Raw genomic sequence first — 13,530 nt, 5'->3', positions numbered from 1 at the left:
TGATCGGCAATGATCCGCCTGCCCCTGCTCGATCCCGCTGCTCCGGAACGCTTTCCCGATCCGCGCAGCGCGCTGCCCGAACCGAACGGGCTGCTTGCGTTCGGCGGCGACCTTTCGCCCGAGCGGTTGCTGGCGGCCTATGGCCGCGGCATCTTCCCGTGGTTCGGCGAGCAGGAGCCGATCCTGTGGTGGTCGCCTGATCCGCGTTGCGTGTTCTACACCGAGTCGCTGCGCATCAACCGCAGCCTGCGCCGGCAACTGCGCGGCAAATCGTGGCGGGTGAGCGTGGATCGTGCGTTCGAGGCGGTGATCCGTGCCTGCGCCGCGCCGCGCGATGGCCATGCGGGCACCTGGATCCTGTTCGACATGATCGAGGCCTACACCCAACTGCACCGGCTGGGCCACGCGCACAGCGTGGAGGTATGGGACGGCGCGCGGCTGGTGGGCGGCATCTACGGTGTGGCGGTGGGCCAGCTGTTCTGCGGCGAGTCGATGTTCAGCGCCGAGAGCGGCGGCTCCAAGCTCGCCCTGATGGCACTGGCCGGGCTGCTGCGGCAATGGGGCTGGCCGCTGATCGACGCGCAGGTAGCCAATGCGCACACCCTGGGCCTGGGCGCCGGGGAGATACCGCGCGAACGCTTTCTGCATGAGGTGGCGCGACTTGCCTCCCTGCCCGGCCGCGTGGGCAATTGGGCCGATGCCGAGGCATTGCTGCTCCAGCCCGCCGGGATTCAGGCGACGGGCTGAGGCGAAATGGCCGGCACCACGTCCGGCGTTGCCGCCAATCGCTTCAAGGTCGCGTAGTTGTCGAGGAACAGCCCGACCAGCCGCGGGTCGAGCTGGCTGCCCGCGACCTCGCGCAGATAGTCGAGCACACGGTCCTCCGGCCAGGCCGGCTTGTAGACGCGTTCGGTGATCAGCGCGTCCCAGACATCGATCACGCTGAAGATGCGCGCGGCCAGCGGGATCTCCTCGCCGCGCAGTCCCTGCGGATAGCCGCCGCCGTCCCAGCGCTCGTGGTGGCTGTACGGCACGTCGCTGGACCCGCGCAGGAAGTCCACCTGCTGCAGCAGTTCATGACCGATCCTCGGATGCTGGCGCATCAGCGCCCGCTCTTCCTCGTCCAGCGGGCCCGGCTTGGTGAGGATCGTGTCGGGCAGCGCCAGCTTGCCGATGTCGTGCAGCAGCGCCCCCAGCCGCAGCTCGTCGAGCACACGGCCCTGCACCCCGTCCAGCCGCGCGAGTTCCGCCGCCATGCGCGCCACGCGCTCGGAATGGTGGCCGGTCTCCTGGTGGCGCACGTCCATCGCAGCCACCAGCACGCGCAGCGCCTGCTCGCGCCCCGCGCGCAGGCGGCGGTTGCTGCGCTCCAGGCGCCGCACGTCATGGCGGATCATCCAGAACAGCATCGCGCCGGTGACCAGCACGAAGAACCAGCCCTTGAGCGTCTGCAGCTCCATGCGCAGATCCGCATCGGACACCAGCAGGCCGACGACGCGGTCGGAGCACCAGATCCACACGGCAGCGACCAGCACGTAGATGCCCGCAATGCGCAGCGGCGGACTCGTCCGCATGTCAGCGTTCCCCCTGGCCTGGCTGAAAGGCGTATTCCGCCACGCTTCCGCACGGCGGTCGAGGCACGATATCCGATCCTGCGATGGGCGTCTCAGCAGCCTCCAGTGCCGCCTCTCCCGTTGGCCGGAGAGGGGCAGCTCCATCGCAAGCGACGAGGCAGTTTCGGACGCCTGCCGCAAGTTGGGGAGAAGACTTTGAACAGTCTCCAAATGCGGACGGACGGTGGCCCGATGCGGTCCGGTTCAGCGCCGGGCTTCGGCCATCAGGATCACCGATGCCGGCTTCCCTGTCGGCGGGTGCAACGGCTCGACCATGCGCCTGAGTTGCAGGCCGGCCTGCGTCAATGCATCGAGCCAACCCGCCAGCGTGCGGAAATACCATGGCGCGGCCTGCCCGAAGCCTTCGCCGCAACCGACCCACGACCCTGCGCGCCAACCATCGGCGTAAGCATCGTCGCCACAGGCAACGAACGGATGCAGGGTCTGCACGACCAGCACGCCGCCCGGCGTGAGCAGGGATGGCACAGTGCGCAGCAGGGCATCGACGGATTCGCCGCCAAACAGGGAAAAGTTGCAGGCCACCACATCGGCGCGTTCGCGCAGTGCACCGTTCGCCACGTCGGCGTAGTCCATCTCGAGGAAACGGCCGCCACCAGCGGCGCGCGCCGCCTCGACCAGCGCCGGTACCGCGTCGATGCCGAGCACGTCGACGCCCTGCTCCGCCAGCCCACGCACCAGCCAGCCCTCGCCACAGCCGAGGTCGATGACGCGGCGCGGCCGGTGCGCCAGCACGGCGTCGAGGATGGCGCGATCGGTGGCCAGCCGGCGGCTGGCAATGGCCTGTTCGCGTACCGCGCGCGTCCACGGCGCGGCGTTGGCGTGCCAGGCTTCGAGAATGGCTTGCTCGCGCTCGTCCACTTGCACCTCGCCGGATTCACCCGCAGCAGGTGCGGGCGGCAGTTCAGGCCTTGCGCACGAACTCCGACTTCAGCTTCATCGGGCCGATGCCGTCGATCCTGCAGTCGATGTCGTGGTCGCCTTCCACCAGGCGGATGTTCTTGACCTTGGTGCCGACCTTGACCACGAGGGACGAGCCCTTGACCTTGAGGTCCTTGATTACCGCGACGCTGTCGCCGTCGGCCAGGCGGTTGCCGTTGGCGTCCTTCACCACCAGCCCGTCGCCCTCGGCGGCGGCTTCCGCCTCCCTCGACCATTCGTGCGCACACTCGGGGCAGACCAGCAGGCCGCCGTCCTCGTAGGTGTAGGCGGAGTTGCACATCGGGCAATGGGGCAGCTCGCTCATGCCCGGTTCCAGCGTGTCGTCATCGAAATCTTGAAGTGGATCGGTCACATTCAGCCGGCGCGGCTGGCGTACTTGCGCGCCACGTAGTCGTCGAGGATGCTGACGAACTCGCTGGCGATGTGGTCGCCGCGCAGGGTCATCGCCTTCTCGCCGTCGATGAACACCGGCGCCGCCGGCGCCTCGCCGTTGCCCGGCAGCGAGATACCGATATTGGCGTGCTTCGACTCGCCCGGCCCGTTCACCACGCAGCCCATCACCGCCAGCGTGAGGTTCTCCACGCCGTCGTACTTCACCCGCCACGCCGGCATCTGTGCACGCACGTGTTCCTGCACGGTCTTCGCCAGTTCCTGGAAGAACTCGCTGGTGGTGCGGCCGCAGCCCGGGCAAGCGGTGACCAGCGGCGTGAACGAGCGCAGGCCCATGGTCTGCAGCAGTTCCTGCGCCACGATCACCTCGCCGGTACGCGAAGCGCCCGGCTCCGGCGTGAGCGAGATGCGGATGGTGTCGCCGATGCCTTCCTGCAGCAACACGGCGAGAGCTGCGCTCGAAGCGGTGATGCCCTTGGAGCCCATGCCAGCCTCGGTCAGGCCCAGGTGCAAGGCATAGTCGCAGCGTGCCGCCAGGTCGCGGTACACCGCGATCAGCTCCTGCACGCCGGACACCTTGCACGACAGGATGATGCGGTCGCGCGGCAGGCCGATCTTCTCGGCCAGCACGGCGGAATCCAGCGCCGAGCGGATCAGCGCCTCGCGCGCCACGTGGCCGGCGTCCCACGGCTCGGCGCGCGCGTGGTTCTCGTCCATCAGCGTGGCGACCATGCTCTGGTCCAGCGAGCCCCAGTTCGCGCCGATGCGCACCGGCTTGCCGTACTGGATCGCCTTCTCGATGATCGCGCCGAACTGCGCGTCCTTCTTCTTGCCGAAGCCCACGTTGCCGGGATTGATGCGGTACTTCGCCAGCGCCTCGGCGCAGGCCGGCTCGTGCTCCAGCAGCTGGTGGCCGTTGTAGTGGAAGTCGCCGATGATCGGCACCTCCACGCCCATCATCGCCAGCCGCTCGGCGATGCGCGGCACCGCCGCGGCAGCGGCCGGCGTGTTCACCGTGATGCGCACCAGTTCGGAACCGGCGCGGGCCAGTTCGGCGATCTGCTTCGCGGTGGCGGCCGGATCCTCGGTATCGGTGTTCGTCATCGACTGCACCACGATGGGTGCGCCGCCGCCCACCGTCACCTTGCCGATCTGCACGCCAACGCTGGGGCGACGCGCCGCCGGCTCGGCTTCGCGCGGTTTCGGGGTAGAAGATTCGTTCATGCAGGCAACCGGGAAAGATTCCGCCGCTCGACGTCGCGGCGCAGGCGACAAGCATAACGGAATGCCCATGACCGCACGGCGAAACCGGATCGCCCGGCATGGCACACTCCCGCCATGCCCGCGACTTCGCCGCTGCTGTCCCCCGCCACCCGCCTGCTGGCCGAACAGGCGCTGAGCCGCAGCGCGGGCGCGCCGCTGCTGGGCGGCAACGCGGTGGAGCTGCTGATCGACGGCGAGGCGCATTTCGCCGCGTGGCTGGAAGCGGTCAGCAGCGCGCGACAGCACGTGCTGCTGGAGAACTACATCATCCGCGACGATGAGATCGGCCGCGCGTTCCGCGACGCGCTGGCCGAGCGCGCGCGATCCGGCGTGTTCGTGGCCGTGGTGGCCGACTGGATGGGTTGCCTCGGCGCCTCGGGCCGCGCGTTCTGGCAGCCGCTGCGCGCGGCCGGCGGCCAGGTGCGCATCTTCAACCCGCCGAAGCTGGGACAGCCGTTCGGCTGGATCAGCCGCGACCACCGCAAGCTGCTGGTGGTGGACGGCACGCAGGGCTTCCTCTCCGGCGTATGCATCAGCGCGAAATGGCTGGGCGATGCACGGCGTGGCGTGTCGCCGTGGCGTGACACCGGCGTGGCGTTGCGCGGCCCGGTGGTGGCGGAGATGCAGACGGCGTTCGCGCACAGTTGGGCCGAGACCGGCGCCGGGCTGCCCGCCCTCGCGCCGACCGGGCCCGGCGCGGCCGGCGACGTGGCCCTGCGCCTGATCGCCACCCAGCCGTCCAGCGCCGGCATCTACCGGCTCGACCAGATGATCGCCGCGCTGGCGCGCCGCACACTGTGGCTCACCGATGCCTACTTCGTGGGCACCGCGCCCTACGTACAGGCGCTGACGGCTGCTGCGCGCGACGGTGTGGACGTGCGCCTGCTGGTACCCGGCAGCAGCGACATTCCCATGGTGGCCAGCCTGTCGCGCTCGGGCTACCGGCCGCTGCTGCAGGCCGGCATCCGCGTGTTCGAGTGGAACGGCTCGATGCTGCACGCCAAGACGGCGGTGGCCGACGGCCAGTGGGCGCGCGTGGGTTCCTCCAATCTCAACCTTGCCAGCTGGCTGAGCAACCGCGAGATCGACGTGGCGATCGAGGACGCCGGCTTCACCGCGCAACTCGCTGCGCAGTACGAGCGCGACCTCGCCCACGCCACCGAAATCGTGCTGAGTCCGCGCCGGCATCGTCGCGACAAGCTGAGCGGTGCCACCGGGCGCCCGCCGCGCGCGCATCACGACGGCGGCAGTTCCAGCCGCGCCGCCACCGGCGCGATCCGCCTGGCCAACCGCATGGGCGCAGCGCTGGTGGACCAGCGCGTGCTGGGCCGCGCCGATGCCGGCCCGCTGGCGCTGGGTGCGCTGGCCCTGCTGCTGCTCGCGGCGGTGGCGTGGTGGTGGCCCGCGGTGCTGGCCTGGCCACTGGGCCTGCTGTGCGCGTGGCTGGCCTTGAACCTTGCCATCCGTGCCTGGCGCGAACGGCGCCGCAAACCGGATGCAACGGACTGAATCGCGCCGCTCCACATATCAGACATTACCTGCATAACATCCGCCAAGCTGCTGTTATGGAAGGCTGCTTTCACCCGGGAAAGACGTGCTAGGCTCGCCCTCTCATGCACGCGCCCGACGACCACGCCGCTCCGCCCCGCCACATCCTCACGCCCAGCACGCTGAACCGGCTGGTGCGCGGGCTGCTGGAAGATGCGCTGCCGCTGGTATGGATCGAGGGCGAGCTGTCCAACGTGGCACGCCCCGCCTCCGGGCATCTCTACTTCACCCTGAAGGACAGCGGCGCCCAGGTGCGCTGCGCGATGTTCCGCCCGAAAAGCGCCGCGCTGCGCTTCAAGCCCGTCGACGGCATGCAGGTGCTGCTGCGCGCGCGGGTGGGCCTGTACGAACCGCGCGGCGAATTCCAGCTGGTGGCCGAATCCATGGAACCGGCCGGCGAAGGCGCGCTGCAGCGCGCCTTCGAGCAACTGAAGGCCAGACTCGACGCCGAAGGCCTGTTCGATCCCGCGCGCAAGCGCCCCCTGCCCCGCTATGCACGGCGCATCGGCGTGATCACCTCGGCCACCGGCGCGGCGATCCGCGACGTGCTGAGCGTGCTGTCGCGCCGCTGGCCACTGGCGGACGTCGAGCTGCTGCCGGTGCCGGTGCAGGGCCGCGAGGCGCCGCCCGCCATTGTGGCGATGCTGCGGAAGGCCTCGGCCAGCGCCCGCTACGACGTGCTGCTCGTCACCCGCGGCGGCGGTTCGCTGGAAGACCTGTGGGCGTTCAACGACGAAGCCGTGGCGCGCGCGATCCATGCGAGCGCGGTGCCAGTGGTGAGCGCGGTAGGCCACGAGGTGGATTTCAGCATCGCCGACTTCGTGGCCGACCTGCGCGCACCCACGCCCTCGGCCGCCGCCGAGCTGCTGGTACCCGACGCGCAGGCCATCCTGCGCCACCTGCGCCAGCTGCAACAACGCATTGCCACGCTGGAGCAGCGCCGGGTGCAGGCCCTGGGCCAGCGTGTCGACCATCTGTTCGCGCGCCTGCAGGCGCAGCGTCCGCAGGCGCGACTGGCGCGCGACCGCGAACGCCTTGCCCACCTGCGGCATCGCCTGCTGGCTGTGCTGCGCGAGCGCCGACAGCGCGAACTCGCCATGCTGGATCGCCAGCACGCGCGCCTGCTGGCCCAACATCCGCAACGGCGCCTGCCGCTGCTGCGGCAGCGCCTCACCGCCCAGTCGCAACGCCTGCGCCAGGCCATCGTCCGCACGCTGGAACATGAACGCCAGGCGCTGCAGCAAGCCTCCCGCACGCTGCATGCGGTGAGTCCGCTGGCCACGCTCGAGCGGGGTTACGCGATCCTGTTCGATGCCGAGGGCAAGGTGCTGCGCTCCGTGCTGGGCGTCGAATCCGGCGCCGGGCTGCGTGCACGGCTGGTGGATGGGGAGTTGACGGTACGGGTGGAAAAGCGCGAACCGCCGAAGCCAGCCGGCTAGGTGGACCCGCTCCCGCTTTCCCGGCCGAACAGGCTCCGAACGGCGGTGATATGGTGGCACCTCTTCTCTTCCCAGCGCCGAGGTCGTCCATGCGCACCATCCCGGGTCTTGTCCGCCGGTTCTGTCTGATCGCGCTGCTGGCCTCGGCAGGCGCACCGGCATTCGCGCAGGATGCATTGCCCGCCGATCTGTCCGCCAGGATCGACCGGATCGCGAACGAGGCGCTGGCCAAGTCGGGGGTGCCCAGCGCTTCGGTCGCGGTAGTGCGCGATGGCAAGATCGTCTACGCCAAGGCTTACGGCAGCGCGCGGCTCGATCCGAAAACGCCCGCCATGCCGGCGATGCGCTACAGCGTCGGCTCGATCAGCAAGGAGTTCACCGCCGCGGCGATCCTGATGCTGCAGCAGGAAGGCAAGCTCAGCCTCGACGACAAGGTCGCGAAGTTCTTTCCCGGCCTCACCGACGCCGACCACATCACGATACGGCAGATTCTTTCGCATACGGCCGGCTACCAGGATTACTGGCCGCAGGATTACCTGATGCCGATGATGCGCCAGCCGACCACGCCCGCGAAAATCATGGACGGCTGGGCGAAGAAGCCACTGGATTTCGCACCCGGCTCGCAGTGGCAATACAGCAACACCGGCTACGTGATCGCCGGCGCCATCGTGCAGAAGGTCACCGGGCAGGATCCGTTCGAATTCCTGCAACAGCACATATTTCCGGCGCTCGGCATCACCGATGCCTACGACACCAACCAGCACGCGCTGCCCGCCGGCGACGCACGCGGTTATTCGCGCAACGCGCTGGGACCATTGCGCCCCGCGCCGAAGGAAGGCGTGAACTGGATGTTCGCCGCGGGCGAGCTCGCGATGACCGCGAGCGATCTCGCCAAATGGGATATCGCGATGATCGACAAGACGCTGCTCTCGCCGGCGTCGTGGCAGGCCATGCAGACCGAAGTCGTGCTCGACGACGGACTGGGCTCAGGCTACGGCCTCGGCGTTTTCATCGGCCGCATGGACAGCCACCGCATGATTTCGCACGATGGCGAGGTGATGGGCTTCACCGCCGGCAACTACATTTTCCCGGACGACCGCGCCGCGGTCGTGGTGCTGACCAACCAGGATGCGGTCGGCGCCTTCGGGGTGATCGCCACCGGCATCGCCAAGGCCATGTTCGAAGTGCATGACGCCGCCTCGACGAAGGCACTCGCGCAAGCCAGGACGATCTTCACCGGCCTGCAGCACGGCAAGGTCGACCGCAGCCTGTTCAGCGCCAACGCCAACAGCTACTTCGACGCCACCGCACTGCGGGACTACCAGACCAGCCTCGCACCGCTCGGCAAACCGGTCTCGTTCACGCTGCGCGCCACACGCATGCGCGGTGGCATGCAGATGCGCGCCTACACCGTCGCGTTTCCCAAAACCAAGCTTTCCGTCTCCACCTACATGCTGCCGGACGGCAAGCTGGAGCAGTACATCGTGGCGTCGACGGACTGACGGCGGCGCGGGAAAGCAGCGGGCGATGTGAAGCGGGTCCATGACGGGCAGGTGCCCCCGTTGCGGACCACCTGGTGCACGCCGCACCGGCGCCCCGCCTCACACCTCCTGAACACCGCGGCGCCCTATGCTCGCGGGATCGCAGCCGCGAGTCCGCGCCATGTTGAACCAGACCTACCCCTACTACCTCGCCAACCAGCCGCAGACCTCGAAGGCCATGCTGGACGTCTTCGACAAGTACAGCGGCAAGCTGGCCACCCGCGTGGCCATGCCCGACGCGAAGGCCACCGAGAAGGCCATCGCCGCCGCGGTGAAGGCGGCGAAGCCGATGCGCGAATTCAAGCCGTGGGCGCGGCAGGCGGTGCTGCAGCACTGCGTGGACCGCTTCAGTGCACGCCGCGATGAACTGGCCGAGGCGCTGTGCATCGAGGCGGCCAAGCCGATCAAGGACGCGGCCGGGGAAGTGACGCGGCTGATCGAGACCTTCCGCATCGCCGCCGAGGAGGCCGTGCGCATCAACGGCGAGACCCTGAACCTGGAACTGGCCGCGCGACTGGACGGGTATCACGGCTACACGAAACGCGTGCCGCTGGGCCCGGTGTCCTTCATCACGCCGTTCAACTTTCCGCTCAACCTGGTGGCGCACAAGGTGGCGCCGGCGATCGCGGCGGGCTGCCCGTTCGTGCTGAAGCCTTCGGAAAAGACGCCGATCGGCGCGCTGATCATCGGCGCGGTGCTGGCCGAAACCGACCTGCCGCAGGGCGCGTTCTCCATCCTGCCGCTGGACGGTGCGCACGCCGCGCCGCTGGTGGAGGATGCGCGCTTCAAGCTGCTTTCCTTCACCGGCGGCCAGATCGGCTGGGACCTCAAGGCCCGCGCGGGGCACAAGAAGGTGACGCTGGAGCTGGGCGGCAACGCGGCCTGCATCGTCGATGCCGACCAGGGGCCGAAGCTGGACAAGGTGGTGGAACGGCTGATCTTCGGCGCGTTCTACCAGTCCGGCCAGAGCTGCATCGGCGTGCAGCGCATCTACGCCCATGCCGACGTCTACGAGGCGCTGAAAAGGAAACTCGTCGCGGCCACGAAGAAACTCAAGGCCGGCGACCCCAGGGACAAGAGCGTATTCCTCGGCCCGATGATCGACGAGGCCGCCGCCGAGCGCCTGCACGGCTGGGTCATGGAGGCGAAGCAGGCCGGCGGGAAAATCCTCTGCGGCGGCAAGCGCCACGGCAACATGCTCGACGCCACCCTGATGGAGAACGTACCGGCCGGCGCCAAGGCGAATCGCATGGAGGCGTTCGGCCCGTTCGCGCTGCTTGCGCCGTTCGAGGAGTTCGACGAGGCCATCGCGATGGTCAACGACTCCGACTACGGCCTGCAGGCCGGCATCTTCACCGACAGCCTGGAGCACGCCATGCGCGCCTGGGACGAACTGGAACAGGGCGGCGTGGTGGTAAACGACATCCCCAGCTTCCGCGTGGACAACATGCCCTACGGCGGCGTGAAGCTCTCCGGCCTCGGCCGCGAGGGCGTGCGCTACGCGATCGAGGACATGAGCGAGCTGCGGCTGATGGTGATGAAACGCTGAGCCTGCACCGGGCCTCCGGATGCGTCCACGTGGGCAGTGATGCATGCCAAACGGCATGGCTGCATTCCGTGCCCGCCTGCCGGCGGCTCAGAGCATGCCCAGCTCGACCCGGTTGCGGCCAGCGTGCTTTGCCCGATACAGCGCCGCATCGGCTACCGCCAACAGCGACGCATCCTGGTCGCCTGCCTGCTGTACGAAACCGACCCCGATGCTCACCGTGAGCCGGGTTTCCGCCTCGGGCGCCGGCATCCGCAATGCCGCGACCGCCGCACGCATTGCCTCGCCCATCATCCTGGCGCTTTCCGGCGTGGCGACTGGAAGAATCGCCACGAACTCCTCGCCGCCGTAGCGTGCCAGGCTGTCGCCGCCGCGATTCAGGCAGGCGCTCAAGGCACCCGCTACCGCACGCAGGCAGCGATCGCCGGCCTGGTGGCCAAGACTGTCGTTGACCTGCTTGAAATGATCCACGTCGATCAGCAGCAAGGCCAACCCGTCATCACGCCGCCGGACCCGCTGCCAGGCACGGCGCAACGAGGCTTCGAACTGCCGTCGATTCGCCAGGCCGGTAAGCGGATCGTGCAGGGCCAGCTCGTTGAGCTGGGCGCGCTCCTCGAACGCCCCCACCTGCGCCAGGATGCTGCGCAGGCCATAGCCCAGCGCGGCGATCGCGAAGCCAGCCACCGCATGGCGCGGCTCGCCGTGGAGGATCGCGGCGGACACCGCCAGCAGGCTGGCCGGCAACAGCAGCGGACTGCCGGCGCGCACCGCCCAGACCAGCCGGGCCGGCACCACCGCCGGCCTGGCGGCTTTGTGCCAGGAGCAGGCCAGGCCAAACAGCAGCAGGAACGGCAGGTCGATCAGCAGATCGACCGGGGTACCGAAATCCACATCTGCATCAAAGTGGTTGTTGAATGCGGCAACGGCCAGATACACGCAGGCGTACCAGCTCAGCGCCTTGAAGAACATTCGCGACTCGCCGCCCCCGGTGGCAGCCAGACGGATCAATGCAAAAGCGGCGATGTAGATGTTCTCGATATCGAACATCAGGCGCAGGTTGACCACGCCCTGCGCGTCGGCGCCATGCATCGTGGCAAAGGAAAAGGTCTGCACGAAGAACAGGTAGCCCAGCACCGCGGCCAGCACGCCGTCGATCAGCCGCAGCCACCAGGCATCCTTGCCCGGGCTGGCGAGAATGAAGGTCAACGGCACGCCGTACAACACGTACAGCAGCATGCTGAGTCCGGGCGCCACGTTCGAATTCTGCTGGATGACGTCCTGCCACATCCCGGCGAACATGCCGCCTGCCCACAGCAGCATCGCCAGCGCCAACGCCAGCCAGTTGCCGGCGGCAGCATCGCGACGGCGGCTGCGAAGGAAACAGGCCACGCCCGCCAGCAGCGGCGTGGCGGAAAGGAACGCGTAGGAAAGCGGCTTGGCGGCGCCACGGTCGATCCACAGCGCCAAGGCGTGACAGAGCACGTAGAGCAGCAGAAAGCTCGAAAAGGGCGCTCTCAGACGAGGCATGCCGTGCAAAGATACGGGAGGATATCGGCGCCCCACAAGAGCCATGTGGTTCCGTTTCCGGATACGCCGATGCCACCGTGCAACGTGTCAGGCGCAACCAATCCAGGGGCAGTCAGTCCGCCGGAGGCGCGCTGCTTTCCGCCGGCGCGCCAGCGCGATGGCACCACGCATACCAGCGGTACAAGGCCATGCCGGCATATTCGTGCAACGCCTGGTCGGTGAGACTCAGGTTGCCGGCCAGGGGCAGCAGCGACCACGCATTGCGTGCGTAGTCCGCCCGCACCGGCGTGACCGCGATGCCGAAGTGGCGGAACGCGAACTCGGCACGCCGCAGGTGCAATGCCGAACTGACCAGCCAGACCCGCTGGGCGCCGATGCGCGCCAGCGGCGCCTGCGCGAACTCGGCGTTCTGCCAGGTGGTGCGGCTGCGTGGTTCGAGCACCATGTCGGCCGCCGGCAAACCGAGCCGCGCCAGCGCCTTGCCATAGACCTGCGCCAGTGGCTCGCCCGTGGCGTAGGCGTCCCCGCCGCTGACCAGCACCGTGCAGTGCATGCCGGTGGCACGGCAGGCGTTGTACAAGGACATCGTTTCGGCCACCCGCACGTAGCCTACCGGGCCGGGTTCCGGCCCATCGCCGGGCGGGTTGTTGGTGTTGGCGGTGAGCAGCACGATCGCGTTGCTGGGTGCCCAGTCCAGCGCCGGGCGATGTGCATACGGCGCCTGCCAGCCACCCAGCAGCAGATGGGGCACCGGGCCGCAGCCGATCGCGAACACGGCCACCATCGCCAGCGCCACGCCTGCCAACCGCAGGCGACGCCGGCCCAGGCGCCCGGCCAGCCAGGCGCAGGCAAGCAGGGCGATCAACAAGGACAGGATCATGGTCGCTCCAGCGACGGGCGGTGCCGCCATTATGCCGACGGACTGCGGCGCTACGGTGCGCCCGGTTCCGTGGCCGGCACGTTCCAGCCCAGCGCGTTGTAGACGTGGTAGCGCACCACGCCGACATATTCGTGCAGCGCCAGGTCGGTCACCGCGAAGTTCCATGACTGCGGCCACCAGTCCATGCGCTCCTTCAGCCAGTCACTGCGCACCGGCGTGGTCACGATGCCGAAATGCGCGAAATACAGGCTGGCGCGGCGCAGATGCGTGGCCGAGGACACCAGCAACACGTGCTGCGCGCCGTAGTCGTGCAGCAGTGGCGCGCTGAACCGGGCGTTCTGCCAGGTGTTCATGCTGCGCGGTTCCAGCAGCAGGTCGGTGGCCGATACGCCCATGCGTTCCAGCGCGGCGGCGTATACCGCGGCTTCCGACTCGCCGATGTGCCGCGCGTCGCCGCCGCTCACCTCCAGTCGGCAGTCCATGCCGCTGGCCTTGCATTCGCGATACAGCGCCAGCGCCTCGTTGATGCGGCTGTGCGCAGGCTCTCCCGGCTCCGCCGTGCCGTCCGCCGCGCGCTGCGCACCGGCACCCAGCAGCACGATGGCATTGCGCGGCGCCCAGGTGATCGCCGGGCGCCGCGCATACGGCCCCTGCAGGCTGTCCAGCAACCACGCCGGCAGCAGGCCGCAGCCTGTCGCCAGGAACAGCAATACAGCCAGCCACAGCGCGACAGCGGCCGTGCGCCGCCACTTCAGCGCGCGCAATGCCAAGCCCAGCAGCACGAGCACGATCAACACATCCATCGACATCGCATCCACTCCAT

At 68.8% G+C, this 13,530-nt stretch carries 12 protein-coding genes; 5 read left to right on the top strand and 7 right to left on the bottom strand.

The annotated features are described in order from the left end of the window. The first annotated feature begins 9 nt into the window (after nucleotides 1-9). Nucleotides 10-747: a leucyl/phenylalanyl-tRNA--protein transferase gene (gene aat, locus ABQJ54_RS00385; RefSeq protein WP_367852301.1), complete on the top strand. Its 738-nt coding sequence runs from the start codon at nucleotides 10-12 to the stop codon at nucleotides 745-747. Here aat and ABQJ54_RS00380 read toward each other — a convergent pair. The 4 genes from ABQJ54_RS00380 to ispG all read right to left on the bottom strand — a co-directional run bounded on the left by ABQJ54_RS00380 (nucleotide 732) and on the right by ispG (nucleotide 4,187). Beyond that, the gene (locus ABQJ54_RS00380; RefSeq protein ID WP_367852300.1) at nucleotides 732-1,574 is read right to left on the bottom strand and encodes an HD-GYP domain-containing protein; all 843 of its coding nucleotides are present in this window, start codon (nucleotides 1,572-1,574) and stop codon (nucleotides 732-734) included. The two genes, aat and ABQJ54_RS00380, sit on opposite strands and share 16 nt — an antisense overlap. Nucleotides 1,575-1,817: 243 nt before the next feature. Next, nucleotides 1,818-2,492: a class I SAM-dependent methyltransferase gene (locus ABQJ54_RS00375; protein ID WP_367852299.1), complete on the bottom strand. Its 675-nt coding sequence runs from the start codon at nucleotides 2,490-2,492 to the stop codon at nucleotides 1,818-1,820. Nucleotides 2,493-2,535: 43 nt separating this feature from the next. Continuing rightward, nucleotides 2,536-2,877 (bottom strand): zinc ribbon domain-containing protein YjdM, encoded by a 342-nt coding sequence (locus ABQJ54_RS00370; protein ID WP_367852298.1) that lies wholly within the window; start codon nucleotides 2,875-2,877, stop codon nucleotides 2,536-2,538. Between the two features lie 50 nt (nucleotides 2,878-2,927). Beyond that, the gene (gene ispG / locus ABQJ54_RS00365) at nucleotides 2,928-4,187 is read right to left on the bottom strand and encodes a flavodoxin-dependent (E)-4-hydroxy-3-methylbut-2-enyl-diphosphate synthase (protein ID WP_367852297.1); all 1,260 of its coding nucleotides are present in this window, start codon (nucleotides 4,185-4,187) and stop codon (nucleotides 2,928-2,930) included. Nucleotides 4,188-4,301: 114 nt separating this feature from the next. Here ispG and ABQJ54_RS00360 point away from each other — a divergent pair, with 114 nt between their 5' ends. From ABQJ54_RS00360 to ABQJ54_RS00345, 4 genes are all read left to right on the top strand, one after another. Beyond that, nucleotides 4,302-5,735, top strand: a complete 1,434-nt coding sequence (locus ABQJ54_RS00360) for a phospholipase D-like domain-containing protein (protein WP_367852296.1) — start codon at nucleotides 4,302-4,304, stop codon at nucleotides 5,733-5,735. Between the two features lie 104 nt (nucleotides 5,736-5,839). Then, the gene (gene xseA / locus ABQJ54_RS00355) at nucleotides 5,840-7,213 is read left to right on the top strand and encodes an exodeoxyribonuclease VII large subunit (RefSeq protein WP_367852295.1); all 1,374 of its coding nucleotides are present in this window, start codon (nucleotides 5,840-5,842) and stop codon (nucleotides 7,211-7,213) included. Between the two features lie 89 nt (nucleotides 7,214-7,302). Next, nucleotides 7,303-8,715, top strand: a complete 1,413-nt coding sequence (locus ABQJ54_RS00350) for a serine hydrolase domain-containing protein (RefSeq protein ID WP_367852294.1) — start codon at nucleotides 7,303-7,305, stop codon at nucleotides 8,713-8,715. A 160-nt stretch (nucleotides 8,716-8,875) separates the two neighbouring features. Continuing rightward, complete coding sequence (locus ABQJ54_RS00345) at nucleotides 8,876-10,303, top strand: aldehyde dehydrogenase family protein (protein WP_367852293.1); 1,428 nt, start codon at nucleotides 8,876-8,878, stop codon at nucleotides 10,301-10,303. 87 nt (nucleotides 10,304-10,390) lie between these two features. On the opposite strand, the gene ABQJ54_RS00340 is transcribed toward ABQJ54_RS00345, so the two are convergent. The 3 genes from ABQJ54_RS00340 to ABQJ54_RS00330 all read right to left on the bottom strand — a co-directional run bounded on the left by ABQJ54_RS00340 (nucleotide 10,391) and on the right by ABQJ54_RS00330 (nucleotide 13,510). Beyond that, entirely contained in the window at nucleotides 10,391-11,827 is a 1,437-nt protein-coding gene (locus ABQJ54_RS00340; protein WP_367852292.1) for a GGDEF domain-containing protein, read from the bottom strand. 112 nt (nucleotides 11,828-11,939) lie between these two features. After that, entirely contained in the window at nucleotides 11,940-12,707 is a 768-nt protein-coding gene (locus tag ABQJ54_RS00335; RefSeq protein WP_367852291.1) for a YdcF family protein, read from the bottom strand. Nucleotides 12,708-12,757: 50 nt separating this feature from the next. After that, nucleotides 12,758-13,510: a YdcF family protein gene (locus tag ABQJ54_RS00330; RefSeq protein WP_437343302.1), complete on the bottom strand. Its 753-nt coding sequence runs from the start codon at nucleotides 13,508-13,510 to the stop codon at nucleotides 12,758-12,760. Nucleotides 13,511-13,530 lie beyond the last annotated feature (20 nt).

This window comes from Rhodanobacter lycopersici, assembly GCF_040812335.1.
Lineage (GTDB): Bacteria > Pseudomonadota > Gammaproteobacteria > Xanthomonadales > Rhodanobacteraceae > Rhodanobacter_A > Rhodanobacter_A lycopersici.
This window is presented reverse-complemented; position numbering and strand designations above follow the sequence as displayed.

Coding starts and splice junctions, on each gene's coding strand:
- aat (WP_367852301.1), top strand. CDS start 10: ATGATCCGCCTGCCCCTGCTCGATCCCGCTGCTCCGGAACGCTTTCCC.
- ABQJ54_RS00380 (WP_367852300.1), bottom strand. CDS start 1,574: ATGCGGACGAGTCCGCCGCTGCGCATTGCGGGCATCTACGTGCTGGTC.
- ABQJ54_RS00370 (WP_367852298.1), bottom strand. CDS start 2,877: ATGAGCGAGCTGCCCCATTGCCCGATGTGCAACTCCGCCTACACCTAC.
- ispG (WP_367852297.1), bottom strand. CDS start 4,187: ATGAACGAATCTTCTACCCCGAAACCGCGCGAAGCCGAGCCGGCGGCG.
- ABQJ54_RS00360 (WP_367852296.1), top strand. CDS start 4,302: ATGCCCGCGACTTCGCCGCTGCTGTCCCCCGCCACCCGCCTGCTGGCC.
- xseA (WP_367852295.1), top strand. CDS start 5,840: ATGCACGCGCCCGACGACCACGCCGCTCCGCCCCGCCACATCCTCACG.
- ABQJ54_RS00350 (WP_367852294.1), top strand. CDS start 7,303: ATGCGCACCATCCCGGGTCTTGTCCGCCGGTTCTGTCTGATCGCGCTG.
- ABQJ54_RS00345 (WP_367852293.1), top strand. CDS start 8,876: ATGTTGAACCAGACCTACCCCTACTACCTCGCCAACCAGCCGCAGACC.
- ABQJ54_RS00340 (WP_367852292.1), bottom strand. CDS start 11,827: ATGCCTCGTCTGAGAGCGCCCTTTTCGAGCTTTCTGCTGCTCTACGTG.
- ABQJ54_RS00335 (WP_367852291.1), bottom strand. CDS start 12,707: ATGATCCTGTCCTTGTTGATCGCCCTGCTTGCCTGCGCCTGGCTGGCC.
- ABQJ54_RS00330 (WP_437343302.1), bottom strand. CDS start 13,510: ATGGATGTGTTGATCGTGCTCGTGCTGCTGGGCTTGGCATTGCGCGCG.